This window comes from Streptomyces sp. NPDC032126 (genome assembly GCF_055580085.1).
Genome location: NZ_JBVIMA010000002.1, coordinates 519,057 through 539,146, shown reverse-complemented (window position 1 = coordinate 539,146; position 20,090 = coordinate 519,057). Strand labels below are relative to the sequence as shown.

The window sequence follows — 20,090 nt, the reverse complement described above, 5'->3', positions numbered from 1 at the left end:
CGACCGCGCAAGGGTGTTCACAGATCCAGCACGAGACGATCACTCCGCGCACGCGAAACACACAGGAGCATGGAGTCGCCGCGCTCCCCGTCGGTGAGCAGCTCGTCGCGGTGGTCCACCTCGCCCGCCAGCACCCGCTGCCGGCACGTGCCGCAGAAACCCTGCTCGCAGGAGTACAGGGTGTCCGGCAGCTCCGCGCGCACGGCGGCCAGCGCGGACTGGTCCGCGCCCACCGTCAACACCCGTCCGCTGCGCCGGAGTTCGAGCTCGAAGGAGGTCTCCCCGCCGGCCGTCGCGGGCGGCGCGAACCGCTCGACGCGGACGCCGGGCGCCCGCTCCCGGACGGCCGCCATGAGCCCCTCCGGCCCGCAGCAGTAGACCGCCGCCTCGTCGGGCACGTCCGCGAGAAACGCGTCGAGATCGGGCAGTCCGTCCTCGTCCTGAGTGACGACGGTCACGCGGTCGCCCCCGAGTGCGAGGACCTCCTCGACGAACGGCATCGACGCCCGCGTCCGCCCGCAGTACAGCAGCCGCCACCCGGCGCCCTGGGGCAGCGCCCGCAGCATCGGCAGGATCGGGGTGATGCCGATCCCGCCCGCGACGAAGACGTACTCCTCGGCCGGCACCAGGGGGAACCGGTTCCGTGGCCCGCGCACCTCGATCTCCATGCCCTCCCGCAGCCGCTCGTGCACCTCGCGCGAACCGCCCCGCCCGTCCTCGACGAGCCGCGTGGCGACGGTGTACGAGGAGGTGTCCGCGGGGTCGCCGCACAGTGAGTACTGCCGTACGAGGCCCGACGGCAGCACCAGGTCGAGGTGCGCCCCCGGCTCCCAGCGCGGCAGGTCGTGCCCCTCCAGACGCAGGCGTACGACCCCGTCGGCGACCGTCTCGCGCGCGGCGAGCCGCAGCCGCAGGGACCGGGAGCGGGGCCGGCCGGAGACGGGCTCGTCCAGGGCGGGCAGCGGCCAGAGCGGGGACGCCCGGACCCGGCGCTTCAGGGCGCGCCGCACCAGCAGCGCGCCGCCGGCGACGACGACGACCGTGAGCGGCTTCGGCATCAGGCGGTCCTCTTCTCGGCGGCCAGCGCGGCGGGGGAGGAGGCGAGATAGGCGACGGCCTGCGCGGTGGAGCCCTCCTGGGAGGGGTGGTAGGCGCGGCTCAGGTAGCGGGGGACCGACCTCAGCAGATCGCCGGTGGCGGGCAGAGTGCCCTGTCGGCCGCGGACGTAGAAGTCCTTGAAGGACGCCTTGCCGTCCACGAGCGTCGGGTCGTTCTCCATGAAGAAGCGGACCCCGCGCTGCCAGAGGAACACCAGCGTGGCGAACGCCGTCGCCCAGGTCCGTGCCCGGCGCCGGTAACCGCCGTCGACGTGCAGGAACAGGTCGAAGGCGACCGAGCGGTGCTCGACCTCCTCCGCGCCGTGCCAGCGCAGCAGGTCCAGCATCGTCGGATCGGCCCCGCGCCGGTCCAGCTCCTCGGCGTTCAGCACCCAGTCGCCGAGGAACGCCGTGTAGTGCTCGATGGCCGCGATCAGCGCCACCCGCTCCATCAGCCACCAGCGGCGCGCCCGGCCCGGCGGCAGGGTGCGGTCGCCGAGCAGCTTCTCGAACATCCAGTCCACCTGGGCGGTGTACGGCGTCGGGTCCAGGCCCTGCTCCCGCAGATGGGGCAGCACCTCGTCGTGGGCCTGGGAGTGCACCGCCTCCTGCCCGATGAACCCGATGACGTCCTCGCGCAGCCGCTCGTCGCGGATGTACGGCAGCACCTGCCGGTAGACGTGCACGAACCAGCGCTCACCGGCGGGCAGCAGCAGGTGCAGCACATTGATGGTGTGCGTGGTGAAGGGGTCCCCGGGGACCCAGTGCAGCGGGGTGTCCTCCCATGCGAAGGACACCTTCCGCGCCTTGAGGACGACCCGCTCATCGCGCTTGTTAGACATGTTGTCAATGTACTGGCGGGTAGGGCCTGGGTGAAGCCCTGTGCGCGGGGAAACTCAGCGCAGGCCGCTGATCGTCTTCCCGTCCGTCAGCGTCCCCTCGACGCCGGCCTGGACGCCCTGCCGCGCCGGCACCGCCAGCAGGTGGCCCGCGCCGGAGCCCTTCACCCCGCCCGTCGTCCGGATGGACCGCGTCGCCTTGTCGCCCGCCGCGAGCAGATACCAGGACCCGCCCTTCGACCTCCACAGCACCCCGGCCAGCACATGCGGATCCCGCGCGCCGCACGCCGGGACGTCCCCGGCCTGCGCCACGACCGCCCCGAACAGCCCGCCCGGCGAGTGGAACTGGGCCTGCGCCCGGCTCCCGTCACCCCGCCAGGTCTCCGCCCGCGTGCACACCCAGCCGGCCGTGCCGCTCCCGTCGGGCAGCGGCTGGCGCGCGTACCGCCAGGCGTTGACGCTCCGCACCCCCTGCCCGCGCAGCTCGCCCAGGGAGCAGGCGAACGGCGCCCAGGTGGCCAGCGCCTCCGCCCCCGTCGCGTCCTTCGGCGCGGTCGGCTTACCCGCCGTGAGCAGGGCCGGCACCAGCTCGCCGAGGTCGCTCAGCAGATGCGCGCCCGAGGCGTCGGTCAGCTGGAGCACGTTCCACGTCGTGCACGCCCCGGCCCGCGTGGCCGGGCTGGCCAGCGGCGAGGTGATGCCGCCGGTGAGCGTCAGGCCCATCTCCCCGGCCCCCGGCTTCGACAGGTCCCGCTCGGTCGCCCCGGTCACCCAGGGAGCCGTCAGATAGCGGACGTTGCCGTCGGACCGGTCGAGCACCAGCGCCCCCGCCTCGACGTCCGTCGCGCCGTCGACCCGCGCGAAGTCCAGCGCCGCCCCGGCCGTGCCGTCCCTCGGCTCGGCGTAGCGGGCGATGCGCCAGCCGTCGTACAGGATCACCACGCGCGCGTTGTCGACGGCGCCCGCGTACAGCAGTTGGGGCGGGCCCGCCGGGCCGCCGGACGGGGTGCCGGTGGTCGCCGAGACCCGGACCCGCTCGCCGGGCCGCGCCCAGACGGCGAGGGCGCGACGCAACAGGGCGCTGTCACCGGTGAGTTCGCCGCGCGCGGGCCAGACGGAGAAGTCGGTGCGGGCGGACGTCCGCCAGGCGGCGGGGGAGACCTTCACCAGCCGGGCCGGATCGAGCGCGGCCTCCGCCGCCGGATTGCGCGCGTACGCCGGGGCGGCCGCCCCGTCCGGGCCCCAGCCGCCGCCGGGCAGCGCGACCAGCGCCCCGCACACCGCGAGCGCGGCCGCCGCCGCCAGGGCCGCCCTGCCGTGCCGGCGGCGGCGCATCAGATCGGTGGGCCGGGCCTGCAACGAGCACGGGTCGAACTCGGGCGACTCCAGCAGGGCGTACCCGTCGCCCACGGAGTCGGCCTCGTCGAGCGCCCCGGCCACGTCCGCCACATCGCACGCCTCCAGCACCTCGCGCACGTCACCGTCCGGCAGCTTCTCCAGGCCGCGCAGCACGTACGCCGCCCGGGCCGGGCCGGAGAGCGCGGACAGCCGCTGCTCCAGGGCGAGCTCGTCGGCGCCCCCGGAACGCGGGAAGAGCCTCAGCCCCCACACCTGCGGCAGCAGCGGCGGCAGCTGCGCCGGCCTCGGCCAGGCCCGGCGCCGCAGGGGCAGGCCCTCCCGCAACGCCGAGCGCACCACCTGGAGGCGGACATAGGCGTACCCGGGGTCGCCCTCGCGCCCGGTCGACTGGGCCGGGATGACGGGGGTGGACGACCGGCCGCGCGGCAGGGCCCGCTGCGCCAGGGCGTGCGCGGTCAGGACGCGACGGCCCCGGCCCAGACGGGACGGCAGCACCAGATAGGCGAGCCGGACCAGACGCGGATAGTGCTCGACGAGCGCGGCCTCGACCTGCTCGACGTCGACGACCCGGTCGGCGGGGGAACCGGGCGGACCGGGTGCGGGGCGCGGGGCGACATCCTGTGACTGCACGTCCGGGAGAACGAGCGGCCCGGGGCTTGGTCACCGCCGTCCGGGTGAGTCACCCGTCCGTGTGCACCAGCTCCCGCGCGTAGTTCGCCATCGATCGCTGATAGCGCGGCAGGTGGGCGGCCAGGGCCTCCAGGACGAGGGACAGTCCCTCGCGGTCCCGGCCCAGGCTGGACAGGCACAGTGCCAGACACGCCCGTACCGCGTCGTCCAACTCGTCCGAGGGCGCGTCCAGTTCGGGGGTCAGCAGCCGTACGCCCTCCTCCGGGCGGCCGAGGTTGCGCAGCGAACTGGAGAGCTGGATCCGGGCCCGCCGGCCCTTGTATCCGCCGAGTCCGCCCGCCAGCGCCTCCTGGTACAGCGGCACCGCCTTGTCGGAGTGCCCGGTGGAGTCCCAGGCGCAGGCCCGCTCGAACAGGGCGAGCGGGCTGTCCGGCGGCAACTCGTCGGCGAGCTCGTCGATCACCGCCCGGAAGTCCGCGGCCGTCTCCTCGGTGTAGCTGTCGTAGGTGGCCCATGCGGCGGCCACGCGATCTTCCCAGTCCTCGTTCACCGGCCCACTCTCGCACGCGCGTACGCCCCCGGGGGCGGTATTTTGAGCGCTCCGCGCGCGGGGGCCGTATCCAGGGCGAAGCCCCTGCAGGGAGGAACGTATGAAGGTGACCCGAGCACTGCTCGTCGTGGCGGCACTGGCGCTCGCGGGATGTGCGGCCGACAAGGAGCAGGCGTCCGTCCCGGCGACGGCGACCGGCAGCCTGGAGCACCTGGCCGCCGAGGTGAAGTGCACCCCGGACATCCAGACCGACGCCGACGAGATCCGCCAGGCGGTCTGCAAGAACACCGACGGCAAGTTCATCCTCGCCACGTTCGCCACCGACCGCGGCCAGCGCGAGTGGATCAACGGGGCGAAGGACTACGGCGGCCACTATCTCGTGGGCCGCAAGTGGGTCGCCGTCGGCGAGGACAGCACGGTGACGGCGCTGCGGGCCACGCTGGGCGGGGACCTGGAGGAGGGCACCGACCACTCGGCCCACGGGTCGCACTCGGCACAGCACTCGGGTCATTGAGGCTTCGGGTTACTCGGTGCACAGAAAACCGGCGGTGGGAGATCCCACCGCCGGTTTTCACATGGTGCCTAGCCGTCTAGCCGTGTGTCACGCGTCGCGTCACTGGCACCGCTGGCCGCTGTTGATGCAGTTGGCGACCTTCTGGTTCAGCTGGGCGTTCATCACGTTGATGAAGTCGTCGTGGTCGGTGGCCGGCTTGTGCAGCTGCTCGGGGAAGCCGTCGACCGCGTAGGCGTTCTTGACCTGGCCGTTCTGGAGGACCGGGCGCGGAACGTCGTACACCAGACGCATCGTCAGCTGCGGGATCGCCTTGAAGCCGACGGGGCAGACGCCGCTGCCGGGATCGGCGAACGCCACGTGCGTACGGTGGTTGGCGCTGTCGATGTTCTTGCCGTCCCAGCAGCTCTGGAAGGCGAACGTCCGGACCACGCTGGAACCCTGGGGGCAGATCGGGTACTGCGTGGTGAGCTGGACCTTGTTCTCGAAGCCGGTGCAGCTCCAGTGGGCGTTGGCGTTGGCCAGGCCGTTGGTGGTGGTCTTGGCGTCACCGGTGATGATCCGCAGGAACTGCGGCATCGCGACGACCTTGCTCTTCGGGCTGCCGACGAACTTGATCTGGGCCTGCTTGGCCTTCAGGATCTTGCCGACGTTGCCCTCCTTGCCACCGCCGTCCTTGTTCTGGTCGAAGTCCTTCGTGCCGTCCTGGACACGCAGCACCGGCCAGTAGTACGACGACTTGTCCTGCTGGTTCTGGCAGGAGGTCTGCGCCGCGGCGAAGGTGTTGTTGTTGGCGAAGGCGTCGTTCGACTGGTTGCCGACGTAGTCGTGCAGGTGGTGCGCGCCGTTGGTCACACCGGGCGCCACGATGACGTTGTCGGTGTTGAACTTGTTGTTGGCGTTGACACCGCACCGGGTGATGAACACGCCGGTCGAGGCCTGGCCGCTCTTCGCCGGCTTGCCCTGCACGTTCGGAGCGACCTTCGTGATGTCCACGAAGTCGGCCGCGACGGGGCCGTTGCCGGCCTGACCGCCGATGCCGTTCTGGCCACCGTTCTGCTGACCGCCGTTCTGCTGGCCGCCATTCTGCTGCTGGCCACCGTTCTGCTGCTGGCCACCGTTCTGCTGCTGACCGCCGTTCTGCTGCTGGCCACCGTTGGCCTGACCGGCGTTGGTCTGGGCGGCGGTCTGCGTCTGACAGGCGGCGAGCTGGCTGATCCCGTTGTCGAACTGGCCGCCGGCCCGCTGGATGTTGATGCGGATCCGGTCGATCGTCGCGGCCCGCTTCTCCTTGAGGGGGCCGACGATGGCGTTCTGCACGAAGTTGGCGTCCTGCGCCTGAGCCTGGCGCGAGGAGGCGAGCCGGGTGTACGCCTCGGTGATCTGCTTGTCGAGGTTCGCCAGCTCCCTGTCCACGCCGGAGCGCGCGCCCTGCGGCACGTTGGTCAGCTTCTGACCGACGTCCGGGCAGGAGATCGTCGCGACCTGACCGGTGGCGGCCTTGGTCTGGTTCTGCCACGAGTCGTTGTTGCTGGACTCGTGCGCAGAGGCGTAGAAGTTCGCCCAGATCAGCCCGCCCCCACCGAGCGCTAGGGCCGCCGACGCGGCTATGGCCTTGCTGGCCATCGACGAACGGCGTTTACGTGTGTTGCGTCCCATGGAACTCCTCTGACTTCCTTGCGGGGCAGCATCGAGGCGCCCGACAGGAGTGAAGCGGCGCCCTCAGATACGCACGCCGCCTCAGAGGTGTTCAGCGGTCTCGGAAATTCCTCGGAATCACCGCGGACAATTCACCGCCAACTTGCTTGCGTCCCAGGTCGGTTGGGGGATGGGGTCGGTCGTTCAGCGGTCGCGGTCCAGATAGGCCAGCACGGCCAGGACGCGCCGGTTGTCGTCGTCCGACACCTCAAGTCCGAGTTTGGTGAAGATGTTGGCGGTGTGCTTGGCGATGGCCCGTTCCGTCACCACCAGCTTCGCCGCGATCGCCGCGTTGGAGCGGCCCTGCGCCATCAGCTCCAGCACCTCCGCCTCACGGGGCGTGAGCCGGTCCAGCGGCCGGCCCTCGCCGCCGCGCCGCGCCAGCAGCTGCTGGATCACCTGCGGGTCCATCGCCGTACCGCCGGCCGAGACCCGGCGTACGGCGTCCACGAACTGCTCCGCGTCGAACACCCGGTCCTTCAGCAGATACCCCACCCCGCCGCTGCCGTCCGCGAGCAGCTCGCGCGCGTACAGCTGCTCCACGTGCTGCGAGAGGACCAGCACCGGCAGCCCGGGCCTCGCCCGGCGGGCGTCCAGCGCGCACTGCAACCCCTCGTCGGTGTGCGTCGGCGGCAGTCGTACGTCGACCACGGCGACGTCCGGCGCCAGCTCGGCCAGGGCGGCGGCGAGCTCGGGGCCGGACTCGACGGCGGCGACGATCTCGAAGCCGTGGGCCTGCAACAGCCGCACGAGCCCGTCGCGCAGCAGGAACAGGTCTTCGGCTAGGACAACGCGCACGGAATCTCCATGGTGACCATGGTGGGGCCGCCCGCGGGCGAGCTGACGGCCAGGACGCCGTCGAAGGTACCAAGCCGCCGCTCGATGCCGGCCAGCCCCGACCCGGCCCCGACCGTGGCCCCGCCCCGGCCGTTGTCGGAGACGGTGGCGAGCAGCCGGCCGTCCTCGTGACGCAGATCGACCCAGATCCGGTCGGCACCGGAGTGCTTGACCGCGTTGGTGAGGACCTCGCTCACCGCGAAGTACGCCGCGGACTCCACCGGCGCGTCCGCCCGGCCGTCGAGCTCCACCGACACCTCGGTGACCACCGGCAGCCGCAGCGCCAGCGCCCTCACGGCGTCGCCGAGTCCGCGCTCGGCCAGCACCGGCGGGTGGATGCCCCGCACCAGATCGCGCAGCTCGGCGAGGGCCTCGACGGAGGAGCGCCGCGCCTGCGCGAGCAACTCCTTGGCCTGTGCGGGGTCCTTGTCGAGCAGCATCTCGATCGTGCCGAGATCCATGCCCATCGCCACCAGCCGGGCCTGCGCCCCGTCGTGCAGATCCCGCTCGATGCGCCGGAGTTCGGCGGCGGAGCTGTCCACCGCGTCCCGCCGGGTCTCCGTCAACACCCGCACCCGCTCGGCGAGTTCGGCCTGCCCAGCGGTGAGCACCGCCCGGGTGAGCCGGAAGTGGACGGTGACCAGGCGCGGGGAGAGGCGGTAGACGGCGACCAGGAGGAAGGCGGCGAGGGCGCCGGCGGCGAGCGCGGAGACCTCGCCGTCGACCGGCACGAACGCGTACCAGTAGGGGCCGGACGCGGTGTACGGAAGCCACAGCCCGAACGGCAGCGCCAGTCCCTCCAGGGGGTACAGCACCAGCACCGCCGGCAGCAGCGCGGTGACGAACCCGGCCGTCATGTCCACCGGCAGCCAGCGCAGATCCCGCCAGGTCGCCGGGTCGCGCAGCATCCCGAAGGTGCGGGCCCACGGGTTGGCGCCCTTCGGTATCGGCCGGTACGCCGACGGGATGTGCACCCCGGCCCACTCGGCCGCGAGCCCCCGGCGGGCATCCGCCAGGGCCCGCACCCCGGTCAGTACGGCCGGTGTGGTGACGAGGCCGATGCCGATCGGGATCAACGCCAGGGAGACCAGGGTCAGGACGAGGAACAGTATCGAGAAGGGCAGCACCACGATGGCCAGCACCAGCCCCTGGACGGCGGCCAGCACCATCGCGCGGGCGCGCTCCCGAAATCCGCCCGTCGTCGTCGTGTTCGTGTTCATGACGCCAGTCTGGCCGCGGCGCGTCCGCAGGTCACTGGGCCGAGGCCCCCTCCGCGGGGGTGGTGCCAGATACACCCCCGGCGGCCGCCGCCAGCACCTTCGCCTCCACCTCCGGGTCGAGGCCCTTCACCGCGCGCGGTGAGAACGGCGGCTCGCCGTCGAGGCCGCGCACCCACTGCCAGGCGCCCGCGACGGTCTCCCGCACCGGACGGCACACCAGCCCCGTCGCCACCGCCCGCGAGACGTCGGCCGAGTGCAGCGCGTCGTGCATGTCGGTGCCCGGCGGCACCCACACCGGCAGCTGGGTCCACGGCTCGATCCCCGCGTCGAGGATCAACTGCGGGTCCGTCCAGCGCAGTTCGGCGTCGCCGCCGGTGACGTCGACGCACGCGTCGAGCAGCTCGCCCATCGTCGCGTGGCCCTGCGGGCTCATCAGGTTGTACGGCCCGCTCAGCTTCTGCTCGACCGCCCCGAGGATCCACGCGGCGAGATCGCGGACGTCGATGTACTCCAGGGGCAGCTCGCGCGGGCCCGGCGCCAGGACGGGGCCGCCCCGCGCGATCCGGGTCAGCCACCAGGGCAGCCGGCCGACGTTCTCGTACGGGCCGAGGATCAGCCCGCACCGCACCAGCGCCGTGTCCTGCTCGCCGAAGGCGTCCAGGGCGGCGAGTTCGCCACCCCGCTTGTCGCGGGCGTAGTCGGTCTCCTCCGCGTCGGGTTCGGCCCCCTCGACGACGGGCGCGCTCTCGTCGTAACCGGCGGGCGGGGCCCAGTCGTAGACGGAGCAGCTCGACACGTAGACGTATCGGCCGGCGCGGCCCCGCAGCAGCCGCGCCGCCTCGTGCACCGCCCGGGGCGCCGCCGACCAGGTGTCCACGACGGCGTCCCAGATGCCCTCCCGCAGCGGGTCCAGTCCGCCGGGCGCGGTACGGTCCCCGGTCAGCGCCCGCGCCCCCGCCGGGGGGTCGGCGAGCTGTCCCCGGTTGAAGACGGTGACGTCCCAGCCGCGCCCGAGGGCCGCCTCGACGACGGCCCGGCCCACGAACTTCGTTCCACCCAGCACCAGAAGTCTCATACGGCCGACTCTGCCTGGTACGGGCCCGGGACGGAACGCGTTTCTGCCGAGGGCAGAGGCCGGGCTCAGGAGGCCGGGGAGGTGCGCCCGTTCGGCTCAGCGGCCCGTCGGGGGCTCGTACTTGTAGCCCACGCGGCGCACGGTCCGGATCGCCTGGCGGTGCTCGCCCAGCTTGCGGCGCAGCCGGGCGACATGCACATCGACGGTACGGCCGTCACCGACATGCCCGTAGCCCCACACCGTGGTGACCAGCTGGTCGCGGGTGTGCACCCGGTGCGGATGGGCGACGAGATGGGCGAGCAGCTCGAACTCCAGGTACGTCAGGTCGAGTTCGCGTCCGTCGACGGAGGCCGTGCGCTGCACGGTGTCGACCCGCACCAGCGGCTCGGCGTCCGGTGCCCCCACGGCGTGCGGTCCCTCGGGCCGCCCGGCCGGTACGAGCACCAGGTAGCCGACCATCGGGGGCTGGCCCGGCAGCGCGGGGATCGTGTGCTGCGGCGCGGGCAGCCACGTGGCGCCCGGCGGAAGGAAGTCCGCGATGTCGATGTCGACGACGTCTACGACGTCGTCCCGGTCGACGGCCCGCAGCCGGGGCCGGGCGGGCGGAGCCGCCAGGGGCGCGGTGGACGCGGTCAGGGGAGCGGGGGCAAGGGAGCGGGTGGTCGCCATGGAAGGTCAGCTCTTTCGCGCGAGAAGTCGTCAGGGTGGGACGTTCGCTGCGCGCGGGCCGAAGGCCGGGGTGTACGGCGGTGGTGGGCCGTGAACGGCTTTAGAGGGCCGGCGCGTTCGTCGCGCGGCAACACACCCGGTCGAAGTCGTGGTGCTGACGGGAGGGCCAGAAGGGCTCAAGGTCATGGCGACCTGTCGCGGAGTTCTTCTGGGAGCGGCTCATGCCCCCCATTGAAGCAGAAACCCCCGCCGCACAGGAGCCTCCATCCACTGCTTGGACGCCTCTTTGACGAAATATGGACGGCCGGTCCACGATCCGGACAGCCCCCGCCGGGCCACGCCTTGCCTCGCCGCGCCACGCCTTCCGTCGCCTCGCCTCGTCACGCCGAAGGGGCGCCCACCGGATCGGTGGACGCCCCTCGCGGGAAGCGGTGGCGGATCAGACCTGGCCGGCCTTCTCCAGCGCGGAGCAGCAGGTGTCCACCAGCAGGCGGGTCACCACGTACGGGTCGACGTTGGCGTTCGGGCGGCGGTCCTCGATGTAGCCCTTGCCGTCCTTCTCGACCTGCCACGGGATACGGACCGAGGCACCGCGGTTGGAGACGCCGTAGGAGTACTCGTTCCACGGGGCGGTCTCGTGCAGGCCCGTCAGGCGGTCGTCGATGCCGGCGCCGTAGTTCTTGACGTGGTCCAGCGGCTTGGAGCCCTCGCCGAGCGACTCGCACGCGGTGATGATCGCGTCGTAGCCCTCGCGCATCGCCTTGGTGGAGAAGTTGGTGTGCGCGCCGGCGCCGTTCCAGTCGCCCTTGACCGGCTTGGGGTCGAGGGTGGCGGAGACGCCGAAGTCCTCGGCGGTGCGGTAGAGCAGCCAGCGGGCCACCCACAGCTGGTCCGAGACCTCCAGCGGGGCCAGCGGGCCGACCTGGAACTCCCACTGGCCGGGCATGACCTCGGCGTTGATGCCGGAGATGCCGAGACCGGCGGCCAGGCAGTTCTCCAGGTGCGCCTCGACGACCTCACGGCCGAAGATCTCGTCCGCGCCGACGCCGCAGTAGTAGCCGCCCTGCGGGGCCGGGAAGCCGCCCTTGGGGAAGCCCAGCGGGTAGCCGTCCTGGAAGAAGGTGTACTCCTGCTCGATGCCGAAGATCGGCTCCTGGGCGGCGAACTTCGCCTCGACCTCGGCGAGCGCGGCACGGGTGTTGGACTCGTGCGGCGTCATGTCGATGTTGAGGACCTCGCAGAGCACGAGGACGTCGTCGCCGCCGCGGATCGGGTCCGGGCAGGTGAAGACCGGCTTGAGGACGCGGTCAGAGGCGTGGCCCTCGGCCTGGTTCGTGGAGGACCCGTCGAACCCCCAGATCGGCAGCGCGTCCAGACCGGCGGGCTCGCCCGCGATGATCTTCGTCTTGGAACGGAGCTTGGCGGTCGGCTGGGTGCCGTCGATCCAGATGTACTCAGCCTTGAAGGTCACGGGCCACTTCCTTCGGGGGTGGGTCAGACGCACTTGCGGGTGCTGCGGCGCTGCGGCACTGGGGCGCCGCGCTTGATGCCCGCGAGCCTGTCAACAGGCGATTTCCCGGTCATTGCTCGAATGTGAACCCCGTGTTACCGGGTGGTGCTGTGGCCCGATTCACGGTGTGAGGGGGCCGTCGGGCGGGTGGTCGCCGTTCGGGGGAGCGGCGGAGGGGGCGGGCGGGGCGGCTCGTATGCGATGGGGTTGAGCGCGGTCGGACCGGATCGGCGGAGGCCGGGCCCGATCACCCGTCTGCGGAGGCCGGGTCCGGTCACTCGGATGCGGAGGCCGCCTTCCGTACGCCGTCCAGGAAGCCCCGGATCGCGGCCAGCTCCCGCTCGTCGTAACCCTGGAGCAGCTCCACCGTCTGCTGGATCAGCGGGCCGAAGAAGGCCCGGCCGAGCTCCACGGCCCGCTCGTCGATCTCGACGACCACCTTCCGCCGGTCGGTCCGCCCGCGCACCCGCCGCACATGCCCGGCCCGCTCCAGCCGGTCGATCACGGCGGTCGTCCCGGCCGAGTTCAGCCCGAGCACCGCGCCGAGCCGGCCCGCGGTCATCTCCTCGTCCGCCCGCGTGGCGTCCATGAGCGCGATCAGGGCGCGGACGTCGGTCGGGTGCATGCCGTTGCGGTTCGCGAACCGCGCGCTGTGCAGACCGAGCTCGACGGTCACCGCGCGCAGCAGATGGACGACCTCCATCTCGGGCCCTTCGGTCGTCATGGCCACGGCTCCTCCGGCTATCATCTCGCTCGTCGAGTATCTCGCTGAACGAGATAATAGGGGGTCCCGTGATGCCGTACGACGCCGACGCCTTCCGGGAGGCGTACGACAAGGTTCTGGCGAAGTGGCCGGCGGACCGGGAGGCAGTGACCGTCCCGACGCCGTACGGGACGGCGTACGCCCATGTCTGCGGCCCGAGCGGAGCGCCCCCGCTGCTCCTGCTGCCCGGGGGCGGGGGAGCGACCTCGGCGTCCTGGTACGCGCAGGTCGGGGAGCTGGCCCGGGTGCGCCGGGTGTACGCCGTCGACATCGTCGGCGCACCGGGACGCAGCGTCGCCGACCGTCCCCCGCGCACGGTCGGCGACCTCATGGAGTGGCTGGACGCGGTTCTGGACGGCCTGGGGGTCACCGACGGGTTCGACCTCGGCGGGCACTCCTACGGCGCCTGGATCGCCCTCCACTACACGCTGCGCGCGCCCGGCCGCGTACGCCGTCTGTTCCTCCTCGACCCGACGCAGTGCTTCGCCGGGTACAAGACGTCGTACCTGCTGCACGCCCTGCCGATGCTGGTACGGCCCACGCCGCGCCGGGTACGGGCGTTCCTGGAATGGGAGACCGGAGGAGCGGCGGCGCTCGACCCCGAGTGGCTGCGGCTGCAGGAGGCGGCGGCGGGCTTCCCGGCCGCCAAGCCGGTCACGAGCCCCCGTCCGCCGACGGACGCGCTGCGCGCGCTCGACGTGCCGGTCCTGCTGCTCGTGGCCGCGAACAGCAGGACCCATGACACGTCAGCGGTGGTGGCCGGGGCGGGGGAGGTGCTGCGCGACGCCGATACGGAGGTCCTTCCGGACATCTCGCACCACGCGCTGCCCCATGCCGCTTCCCCTGCCCTGGCCCACCGCCTGAGCGACTTTCTGAGCGACTGAGCTATGTCGTCCTGAGCCTCACCCCACCTTCTCGATGACGGCCCGGCGGATGAGGAACTTGCCGGGCTCACGGACCTGTTCGAAGGCCGCGTTGTTCAGCAGGACACAGCTGCCGGAGACCGAGGTGACCTCGACGGTCGTGGACTTGTTGTTGTCGAGGTTCGTCACCTTCAGCTTCGTCCCCGCGGGGAACTGGTTACTGGAGGCTGCCGGGGCACCGCCCTCGCCGGAGAGGGTGACGGTCGAGCCGTTGCAGACCTGCTGCCCGGAGGCGGCACCGGGGTTTCCCGCGTTGGCGTTGCCGCCGGCGTTGTTGGCGGGCGCGGACTGGGAAGGCTTGCCGGCCTGCTGGTTGCCCTGCTGACCGTTCTGCTGGCCGTTCTGCTGGCCGTTCTGCTGACCGTTCTGCTGGGCGTTCTGCGCCGCCTGGGAGCCCTGAGCCGACTCCCCAACGACGCAACCGGACGCCTTCTGCTGGACCTTGATCTGCGCGATGACCGCCTCGCGGTTGGCGATCCGGGCCGCCGACTGCGCGTCCGGATTGGCCCGTTGACCGTCGATGAACCGCTGATTGTTGCCGAGCGCCGTGGCGAGCCCCTGACAGACATTCGAATCCGCGGCGGACAGGGTCCGCGGGGACTGGGGCTGGGCGGCGTTCGAGGTGCTCGCCATGGCGAAGGCACCGCCGCCCGCGACGGCCGCGGCGGTCACCAGCAGCGCGACCTTCTTCTTCGTACCGAGAGTTCTCCTACGCGACATGCGCGCCTCCTGACAGAGGTAGGGGAGCGTACGCCGCTATGTACGAGATACCGAACAGGGTTACTCAGCAGTCGAGGAGCCAGTTGACGTGACGTGGGTCACTTGCGGGAGAGGGCGTCCCGTACGGCGTCGTCGGAGCGGGCGACGACGGCCGAACCGTCCTCGGCGGTGATGATGGGCCGCTGGATGAGTTTCGGATGCGCGGCGAGAGCGGCGATCCACCGCCCCCGGGAGGCGTCGTCGCGGGCCCACTCCTTGAGGTTGAGCTCCTTGGCGACGGCTTCCTGGGTACGGGTGATGTCCCACGGCTCAAGCCCGAGCCGCTCCAGCACATCCCGGATCTCGTCCTCGCTCGGCACGTCCTCCAGATAGCGGCGGACGGTGTACTCGGCACCCTCGGCGTCGAGAAGGGTGAGGGCGCTGCGGCACTTGGAACAGGCGGGATTGATCCAGATCTCCATGGGGCTCAGGCTACCGCTGTGGCGGTCTGAAAACCCCTGTGGCCAGGGCCTTTTGTCAGTGGTGGCCAGTAGAATAGAAGCAGTGTTCGAGGGTCCGCCGGAGGTTCCGGAAGGGCCCTGTCCGCGACAGGAGGATGCCTGTGCCCGCTGCCGCAACGACCCAGTTCATCGATCTTCCGTACACCCCGCTGGAGAAGCGACCGCTGCCCCCCGGCCGCCCACGCGAGTGGTACGAAACCCACAACCGCCGCCTCAAGGCAATGCGCCTCGCCATAGCGCTCCTGGACTCGGGGGTGTACGTCCCGAACCAGGCCCGCAACGAGAAGATCCGCAGCACGGCCCAAGTAATCGGCGTCCACCGCCCGTCGGACACGACCTGCCACATGGTCAGGGCACTGATGCGCTACAGCCGCTGACCTGAGCGGGACACCGGGTGCGGTCCCTCGTAATCGGGGGACCGCACCCGATGTTTTGCGTGAGGGCCCCTTCCGGGTCCGGGCCGGTCCACTCACCCCGCGCTCAACTCCCGCTCCCACGCCGTCCGGAAGCGCGGTGTCACTCTCGTCTCCCCGAGCCACCCTCGCAGTCGCTCCGCCGCCGCCTCGATCGCCGTCTCCCCTTCGCGGCCGACATCGCCGAGCGACCGCCACACCACCTCCCCGTCCCCCCGCTGAGCCCAACCCCCCACCACCCGCCCGTCCCACCACACCGTCGGCCCCACATTCCCGCTTCGGTCGACCAGCGCGCTCCTCAACTCCGGTGCCAGATACCACTCCCGCTCCCGCCACCCCATGACCGTCGGATCCAGCCCCGGCAGCAGGGCCGCCCACGGCTCCCCACCGTCTCGTACGGCCTCCTCGTCGCCCGGCATCACATACCCCACCCCCTCCTCCAGCAGGACCTCGCGCGCGTCCACCGCCCGCAGTGCCCGGCGTACCTCCGTCACCCGCCACCCCGTCCACCACACCAGGTCCCCCTCCGTCGCCGGACCGCACGCCGCCAGCCACCGGCCCAGCAGGTCCGCCTGTGCCTCCCCGGCGTCCAACTCCGGGTGCTCCGGCGCGAGCGCCCAGCGGAACTGGCTCGACGTCCATGAGCCCAGCGGGCGGCCGCGGACCACCTTTCCCTCGACGCCCAGCACGCGCAGCAGGCGCGACGAGACCGTGTGCATCCCCTCGTACGGCTTCCCCGCCGCGTAGACGAACTGCTCCCGCAGCCTCGGCTCCTCCCGCGTCAGTTCCGTCGCCGTCGCCTCACCCAGGCGCCCCAGCGCGGCCAGCGTCGAGTCCTCGACCTCCTTCAGCCACACCGCGTCCGGCGCCCCCGCCTGCGCCATGTCCTTCACCAGCTTCGCCCGCTCCCGCGCCGCCACCGTCAGTCCCGTCGACGCGTGCACCACCGCCGTCAGCGCGGCCGGGAAAACGAACACGGTGTGCCGCATGCCGTGCATCCGCACCAGCGAGCGGTCCTCGTACAGCGCCCGCTCCGTCTGCGCCACCGTCGCCGACGGGTCCGCCAGCCGTGCGCCGATCGCCAGATGCACCGTCGCCGGATCCGACCCGTGCAGCGCCACCAGCGCCGCGGCGACCTCCTCCGGACTCCCGGCCCGCGCCCCCGGCGCCAGCCGGTGCCGCAGCGCCAGCCGGGCCCGCCGCTCCGCCACCCCGACCCGCCGCCGTACGTCACTCATCCCGGCCTCCCGTTCCACCCGTCACCCGACCATCCTCCCGGCTCCCACTGACAACCGCCCCCACCCATGACCCCCTCACGTCACCCACCCCGCCCCCCTCCGGATGCGCCCGACGCCGACCCGGCGTTCACTACTGCCATCGGGCTGGACCGGTCACGAAACAGGGAGGCGGACGGAATGAAGACGCCGCAGCACACGCACGCGTGCCCCGCCGTACCCCGCACAGGGCCCACCCGATGACCACCCCGGCCGACCGCGCCGACCTCGGCCGCCGGGCCCGCAAGCGCCTCAGCCGCTCCGCGCACGCCCGCTGGGTCCCGCCCGTCGACCGCCCCGACCCCGTCGCCGTACTGGAACGGCAGGGCCGCGACCGCCTCCCGGAGCTGCTGCCGATCCGGTACGGCAGGATGAGCGCCTCACCGTTCGCGTTCCTGCGCGGCTCCGCCGCCGTGATGGCCGGCGACCTCGCCGCCCAGCCGAACACCGGCCTCACCGTCCAGCTGTGCGGCGACGCCCACCTGCTCAACTTCGGCGTGTACGCCTCCCCGGAACGCGCCCTGCTGTTCGACCTCAACGACTTCGACGAGACCCACCCCGGCCCCTTCGAGTGGGACGTCAAACGCCTCGCCGCCTCGGTCGCCGTCGCCGCCCGCGAGAACGGCCACCCGGAGTCCAAGGTCCGCCGCGCCACCCTGGAGTCCGTCGCCGCGTACCGCACGCACATGCGCCGCCTGTCCCGCCTCGGTGAACTCGCCGTCTGGTACGCCCGGATCGACGCCGACCAGATCCTCACCCTGGCCCGCTCCGCCGCCCGGCGCCGCCGCGTCGAGTCCAGCCTCACCCGGGCCCGCCGCCGCACCAGCCTCCAGGCGCTCGGCAAGCTCACCGAGGTCGTCGACGGGCAGCGCCGCATCATCCACGACCCGCCGCTGCTCGAACCCGCGGGCGTGTCCGACGGCGCCGCCCTGCGCAAGATCTTCAGCGACTACCGCTCCACGCTCTCCGAGGAGCGCCGCCTCCTCCTCGACCGCTACCGCTTCGTCGACTCCGCCCGCAAGGTCGTCGGCGTCGGCAGTGTCGGCACCCGCTGCTTCATCGTGCTGCTCGCCGGCCGGGACGCCGACGACCCGCTGTTCCTCCAGATCAAGGAGGCGGCGGAGTCCGTCCTGGAGGCCCATCTGCCGAGCGGCCCGTACACCCATCACGGGCACCGTGTCGTCGCCGGGCAACGGCTCCTCCAGGCAGCCGGCGACATCTTCCTCGGCTGGATGACGGGGCCGCAGGGGCGCGCGTTCTACTGGCGCCAGCTGCGCGACATGAAGGGATCCGCCGACGTCGCCGGGATGAGCCCGACCGAACTCCTCATGTACGCCCGGCTGTGCGGTACGGCCCTGGCCCGCGCCCACGCCCGTTCCGGCGACCGCATCGCCATCGCCGCGTACCTGGGCTCCGCCGACACCTTCGAACGCGCCATCGCCGACTACGCCCTCGCCTACGCCGACCAGACGACCGCCGACCACGCGGCCCTCGGCGCGGCCGTCGCCGCGGGTGTGGTGCCGGCGGAACCGGGCATCTGAGACACCGGCACGCACCTCCCCGGAAAAATGGGCTGCACGTTGAGTGACGGATTCCCTACCCTGAAGGGGCAGCACGGCACTGTCCGTCACCACGTCACTCACGCCCAGGGGGGTCCGCATGAACACCGTCGTTCTCTCCGGGACCGCCGTCCTGGTCGTCCTGGGATTCGGCAACCATCTCTACTGGCTCGCCGCCGTCGCCCTGCTCTACCTGTACCTGCGCTACGGGCTCGACTCGTCGTCCAAGACGTCCTCGTCGGGGCCCGTACAGGGAGCCTCGGGGGGTTCCGCGCCGGCCACGTACAAGGCGTACCGCGACCGCCGCGACCAGCAGGCCAAGTGGGAGCGGCGCTACCGGCGCGAGCGCCCGCAGTCATGGGAGAAGACCAAGTAGCGCGGAGTCACAGGCCGGGGGCGCCCCATACGGGGAACCAGCGGCCGAGGTCCTGCTCGATCCTGAGGTCGTTCGCCAGAGCCGCCTTCACCTGGAGCTCCAGAGCGCTGTCGCGCCGCTGTCCCGGACCGGGCAGCGGCGCGAACGGGTAGTAGGAGCCCCGCTTGTACAGGTACACGAGCGCCAGCCGCCGCCCGTCGGGGCTCGTGAAACCGGCGAGGGAGCACAGCAGCTGCGGGCCGAAGCCGTTGACCTCCATCGACGTGTTCACCGCGTGCAGGTCGTTGACGAGCTGCACCAGCTGGTCGGGGGAGCGGTGCGAGACCAGCCAGGAGTAGCCGTAGGCGTCCCGGGCCAGCTCCACCGGCGGGCCCGTCCGGTCGGTGTCCGCGTCGAGCAGCGCCTGGACCTCCCGGTGCGTCTGCTCGAAGATCGCGCCCTCGACCGTGGCGAAGCACACCGCGCCCCGCCCGGTCGGCGTGAACCCGGCCGCCGCCTCCAGCGTCACCGCGGCCGACGGCAGCGCGAAGAGCTGGTCCAGATCGGGGGCGACGGGCCGGGTGCGGCCCAGCAGGATGTCCAGCAGCCGCATGCTCACCCCTGGCCGGGCGCGGCGGCCTCGCCCAGCTCGGCGGAGATCCGCCCCAGCTGGTTCAGCCGCTGCTGGAGCGTCGGGTGGGTGGAGAAGACGCGTTCGATGCCGGGCTCCTTGCCGGTCGCCGGGGTGAAGTAGAAGGCGTTGAAGGCCTGGGCGGTGCGCAGATCCTTCGTCGGGATCCGGGCGATGTCGCCGGACACCTTCGTCAGGGCCGACGCCAGCGCCGAGGGCCGTCCGGTGAGCAGCGCGGCCGCCCGGTCCGCGGCCAGCTCCCGGTACCGGGACAGGGCCCTGATCAGCAGGAACGACAGGGCGTACACGGCCGCGGAGACGCCCATGACCGCGGCGAACACCATGGCGGTGTTCTGGTCCCGGCGCCCGCCCCCGAACAGCTGCGAGTAGAAGGCGAACCGCACGATCAGCCCGGCGATCACCCCGAGGAACGACGCGACGGTGATCACGGCGACGTCCTTGTGCGCCACGTGCGACAGCTCGTGCGCGAGCACGCCCTCCAGCTCGGCGGGCTCCAGCCGCCGCAGCAGCCCTGTCGTCACACACACCACGGCGTTGTCGGGATTGCGCCCGGTGGCGAACGCGTTGGGCATGTCCATCTCGGAGACGGCCACGACCGGCTTGGGCATGTCGGCGATGGCGCACAGCCGGTCGACGACGGCGTGCAGCTCGGGATACTCCTCACGCTCCACGACCCGGCCGCGCATCGCGAACAGCGCGATCCGGTCGGAGAACCAGAACTGCGCCACGAACATCGCCCCGACGAGGACGACGACCAGCAGCCACGACCTCAGCAGCACGATCAGCGCGGCGACGAAGGCCACGTACAGCAGTCCCAGCAGAAACAAGGTGACCGTCATCCGCACGGTCAACCGCCGATCGCTCCGGAAACGGCTCCGCATCTGCATCACCCCGCAGTCGCCCACTTCCCCCACCCCCCAGTGTGCACCGCCCCCT

Annotated in this window: 21 protein-coding genes; 5 read left to right on the top strand and 16 right to left on the bottom strand. The window is 72.1% G+C overall.

Annotated elements, in window-relative coordinates; genetic code table 11:
* Window positions 1-17: 17 nt before the first annotated feature.
* From ACZ5NW_RS10970 to ACZ5NW_RS10955, 4 genes are read right to left on the bottom strand one after another with little or no spacing between them, the layout of a single operon-like run.
* Entirely contained in the window at window positions 18-1,058 is a 1,041-nt protein-coding gene (locus ACZ5NW_RS10970) for a PDR/VanB family oxidoreductase (RefSeq protein WP_468743492.1), read from the bottom strand.
* Complete coding sequence (locus ACZ5NW_RS10965) at window positions 1,058-1,939, bottom strand: metal-dependent hydrolase (protein ID WP_468743491.1); 882 nt, start codon at window positions 1,937-1,939, stop codon at window positions 1,058-1,060. The genes ACZ5NW_RS10970 and ACZ5NW_RS10965 overlap by 1 nt, the downstream gene beginning before the upstream one ends.
* A gap of 54 nt (window positions 1,940-1,993) precedes the next feature.
* A complete protein-coding gene (locus tag ACZ5NW_RS10960; protein ID WP_468743490.1) occupies window positions 1,994-3,925 on the bottom strand; it encodes a hypothetical protein in 1,932 nt (643 codons plus the stop codon).
* A gap of 49 nt (window positions 3,926-3,974) precedes the next feature.
* Window positions 3,975-4,451: a tetratricopeptide repeat protein gene (locus ACZ5NW_RS10955; protein ID WP_468743489.1), complete on the bottom strand. Its 477-nt coding sequence runs from the start codon at window positions 4,449-4,451 to the stop codon at window positions 3,975-3,977.
* A 124-nt stretch (window positions 4,452-4,575) separates the two neighbouring features.
* Between ACZ5NW_RS10955 and ACZ5NW_RS10950 the strand changes: the two genes are divergently transcribed.
* Window positions 4,576-4,989, top strand: a complete 414-nt coding sequence (locus tag ACZ5NW_RS10950) for a hypothetical protein (RefSeq protein WP_468743488.1) — start codon at window positions 4,576-4,578, stop codon at window positions 4,987-4,989.
* 99 nt (window positions 4,990-5,088) lie between these two features.
* On the opposite strand, the gene ACZ5NW_RS10945 is transcribed toward ACZ5NW_RS10950, so the two are convergent.
* The 7 genes from ACZ5NW_RS10945 to ACZ5NW_RS10915 form a co-directional block, all read right to left on the bottom strand.
* The gene (locus ACZ5NW_RS10945; RefSeq protein ID WP_468743487.1) at window positions 5,089-6,645 is read right to left on the bottom strand and encodes a DUF1996 domain-containing protein; all 1,557 of its coding nucleotides are present in this window, start codon (window positions 6,643-6,645) and stop codon (window positions 5,089-5,091) included.
* Between the two features lie 183 nt (window positions 6,646-6,828).
* The gene (locus ACZ5NW_RS10940) at window positions 6,829-7,482 is read right to left on the bottom strand and encodes a LuxR C-terminal-related transcriptional regulator (RefSeq protein ID WP_468743486.1); all 654 of its coding nucleotides are present in this window, start codon (window positions 7,480-7,482) and stop codon (window positions 6,829-6,831) included.
* A complete protein-coding gene (locus tag ACZ5NW_RS10935; protein ID WP_468743485.1) occupies window positions 7,467-8,741 on the bottom strand; it encodes a sensor histidine kinase in 1,275 nt (424 codons plus the stop codon). Before ACZ5NW_RS10935 ends, ACZ5NW_RS10940 begins: the two co-directional genes overlap by 16 nt.
* A gap of 31 nt (window positions 8,742-8,772) precedes the next feature.
* Window positions 8,773-9,816, bottom strand: coding sequence for an NAD-dependent epimerase/dehydratase family protein (locus ACZ5NW_RS10930; RefSeq protein ID WP_468743484.1), 1,044 nt, complete (start codon window positions 9,814-9,816; stop codon window positions 8,773-8,775).
* A 96-nt stretch (window positions 9,817-9,912) separates the two neighbouring features.
* Window positions 9,913-10,485 carry a winged helix-turn-helix domain-containing protein gene (locus ACZ5NW_RS10925; protein WP_468743483.1) on the bottom strand — a complete coding sequence of 191 codons (573 nt, stop codon included), beginning with the start codon at window positions 10,483-10,485 and terminating at the stop codon, window positions 9,913-9,915.
* 439 nt (window positions 10,486-10,924) lie between these two features.
* On the bottom strand, window positions 10,925-11,956 hold the full coding sequence (glnII, locus tag ACZ5NW_RS10920; protein WP_468743482.1) for a glutamine synthetase: 1,032 nt from the start codon (window positions 11,954-11,956) through the stop codon (window positions 10,925-10,927).
* Between the two features lie 313 nt (window positions 11,957-12,269).
* Window positions 12,270-12,719 carry a MarR family winged helix-turn-helix transcriptional regulator gene (locus tag ACZ5NW_RS10915; RefSeq protein WP_468743481.1) on the bottom strand — a complete coding sequence of 150 codons (450 nt, stop codon included), beginning with the start codon at window positions 12,717-12,719 and terminating at the stop codon, window positions 12,270-12,272.
* 71 nt (window positions 12,720-12,790) lie between these two features.
* Here ACZ5NW_RS10915 and ACZ5NW_RS10910 point away from each other — a divergent pair, with 71 nt between their 5' ends.
* The gene (locus ACZ5NW_RS10910; RefSeq protein ID WP_468743480.1) at window positions 12,791-13,642 is read left to right on the top strand and encodes an alpha/beta fold hydrolase; all 852 of its coding nucleotides are present in this window, start codon (window positions 12,791-12,793) and stop codon (window positions 13,640-13,642) included.
* An 18-nt stretch (window positions 13,643-13,660) separates the two neighbouring features.
* On the opposite strand, the gene ACZ5NW_RS10905 is transcribed toward ACZ5NW_RS10910, so the two are convergent.
* Together ACZ5NW_RS10905 and ACZ5NW_RS10900 are read right to left on the bottom strand one after the other, a co-directional pair.
* Window positions 13,661-14,401 (bottom strand): RlpA-like double-psi beta-barrel domain-containing protein, encoded by a 741-nt coding sequence (locus tag ACZ5NW_RS10905; RefSeq protein WP_468743479.1) that lies wholly within the window; start codon window positions 14,399-14,401, stop codon window positions 13,661-13,663.
* Window positions 14,402-14,499: 98 nt separating this feature from the next.
* Window positions 14,500-14,862 (bottom strand): arsenate reductase family protein, encoded by a 363-nt coding sequence (locus ACZ5NW_RS10900; protein WP_468743478.1) that lies wholly within the window; start codon window positions 14,860-14,862, stop codon window positions 14,500-14,502.
* 140 nt (window positions 14,863-15,002) lie between these two features.
* Here ACZ5NW_RS10900 and ACZ5NW_RS10895 point away from each other — a divergent pair, with 140 nt between their 5' ends.
* Entirely contained in the window at window positions 15,003-15,278 is a 276-nt protein-coding gene (locus ACZ5NW_RS10895) for a hypothetical protein (protein ID WP_468743477.1), read from the top strand.
* A 92-nt stretch (window positions 15,279-15,370) separates the two neighbouring features.
* On the opposite strand, the gene ACZ5NW_RS10890 is transcribed toward ACZ5NW_RS10895, so the two are convergent.
* Window positions 15,371-16,552, bottom strand: a complete 1,182-nt coding sequence (locus ACZ5NW_RS10890; RefSeq protein ID WP_468743476.1) for a winged helix DNA-binding domain-containing protein — start codon at window positions 16,550-16,552, stop codon at window positions 15,371-15,373.
* A 236-nt stretch (window positions 16,553-16,788) separates the two neighbouring features.
* Here ACZ5NW_RS10890 and ACZ5NW_RS10885 point away from each other — a divergent pair, with 236 nt between their 5' ends.
* Window positions 16,789-18,129, top strand: a complete 1,341-nt coding sequence (locus ACZ5NW_RS10885; RefSeq protein ID WP_468743475.1) for a DUF2252 domain-containing protein — start codon at window positions 16,789-16,791, stop codon at window positions 18,127-18,129.
* A gap of 118 nt (window positions 18,130-18,247) precedes the next feature.
* Complete coding sequence (locus ACZ5NW_RS10880) at window positions 18,248-18,523, top strand: hypothetical protein (protein ID WP_468743474.1); 276 nt, start codon at window positions 18,248-18,250, stop codon at window positions 18,521-18,523.
* A gap of 7 nt (window positions 18,524-18,530) precedes the next feature.
* Here the strand turns inward: ACZ5NW_RS10880 and pspAB are convergent, their stop codons facing one another.
* Together pspAB and htpX are read right to left on the bottom strand one after the other, a co-directional pair.
* Entirely contained in the window at window positions 18,531-19,115 is a 585-nt protein-coding gene (gene pspAB, locus ACZ5NW_RS10875) for a PspA-associated protein PspAB (RefSeq protein WP_468743473.1), read from the bottom strand.
* 2 nt (window positions 19,116-19,117) lie between these two features.
* The gene (gene htpX, locus ACZ5NW_RS10870; RefSeq protein ID WP_468743472.1) at window positions 19,118-20,035 is read right to left on the bottom strand and encodes a zinc metalloprotease HtpX; all 918 of its coding nucleotides are present in this window, start codon (window positions 20,033-20,035) and stop codon (window positions 19,118-19,120) included.
* Window positions 20,036-20,090: the final 55 nt, after the last annotated feature.

Excerpts from the sequence above, each read along its gene's own strand:
- ACZ5NW_RS10970 (WP_468743492.1), bottom strand. The coding sequence starts at position 1,058 with ATGCCGAAGCCGCTCACGGTCGTCGTCGTCGCCGGCGGCGCGCTGCTG.
- ACZ5NW_RS10965 (WP_468743491.1), bottom strand. The coding sequence starts at position 1,939 with ATGTCTAACAAGCGCGATGAGCGGGTCGTCCTCAAGGCGCGGAAGGTG.
- ACZ5NW_RS10950 (WP_468743488.1), top strand. The coding sequence starts at position 4,576 with ATGAAGGTGACCCGAGCACTGCTCGTCGTGGCGGCACTGGCGCTCGCG.
- ACZ5NW_RS10945 (WP_468743487.1), bottom strand. The coding sequence starts at position 6,645 with ATGGGACGCAACACACGTAAACGCCGTTCGTCGATGGCCAGCAAGGCC.
- ACZ5NW_RS10935 (WP_468743485.1), bottom strand. The coding sequence starts at position 8,741 with ATGAACACGAACACGACGACGACGGGCGGATTTCGGGAGCGCGCCCGC.
- ACZ5NW_RS10930 (WP_468743484.1), bottom strand. The coding sequence starts at position 9,816 with ATGAGACTTCTGGTGCTGGGTGGAACGAAGTTCGTGGGCCGGGCCGTC.
- ACZ5NW_RS10925 (WP_468743483.1), bottom strand. The coding sequence starts at position 10,485 with ATGGCGACCACCCGCTCCCTTGCCCCCGCTCCCCTGACCGCGTCCACC.
- ACZ5NW_RS10915 (WP_468743481.1), bottom strand. The coding sequence starts at position 12,719 with ATGACGACCGAAGGGCCCGAGATGGAGGTCGTCCATCTGCTGCGCGCG.
- ACZ5NW_RS10910 (WP_468743480.1), top strand. The coding sequence starts at position 12,791 with ATGCCGTACGACGCCGACGCCTTCCGGGAGGCGTACGACAAGGTTCTG.
- ACZ5NW_RS10905 (WP_468743479.1), bottom strand. The coding sequence starts at position 14,401 with ATGTCGCGTAGGAGAACTCTCGGTACGAAGAAGAAGGTCGCGCTGCTG.
- ACZ5NW_RS10900 (WP_468743478.1), bottom strand. The coding sequence starts at position 14,862 with ATGGAGATCTGGATCAATCCCGCCTGTTCCAAGTGCCGCAGCGCCCTC.
- ACZ5NW_RS10890 (WP_468743476.1), bottom strand. The coding sequence starts at position 16,552 with ATGAGTGACGTACGGCGGCGGGTCGGGGTGGCGGAGCGGCGGGCCCGG.
- ACZ5NW_RS10885 (WP_468743475.1), top strand. The coding sequence starts at position 16,789 with ATGACCACCCCGGCCGACCGCGCCGACCTCGGCCGCCGGGCCCGCAAG.
- ACZ5NW_RS10880 (WP_468743474.1), top strand. The coding sequence starts at position 18,248 with ATGAACACCGTCGTTCTCTCCGGGACCGCCGTCCTGGTCGTCCTGGGA.
- pspAB (WP_468743473.1), bottom strand. The coding sequence starts at position 19,115 with ATGCGGCTGCTGGACATCCTGCTGGGCCGCACCCGGCCCGTCGCCCCC.
- htpX (WP_468743472.1), bottom strand. The coding sequence starts at position 20,035 with ATGCGGAGCCGTTTCCGGAGCGATCGGCGGTTGACCGTGCGGATGACG.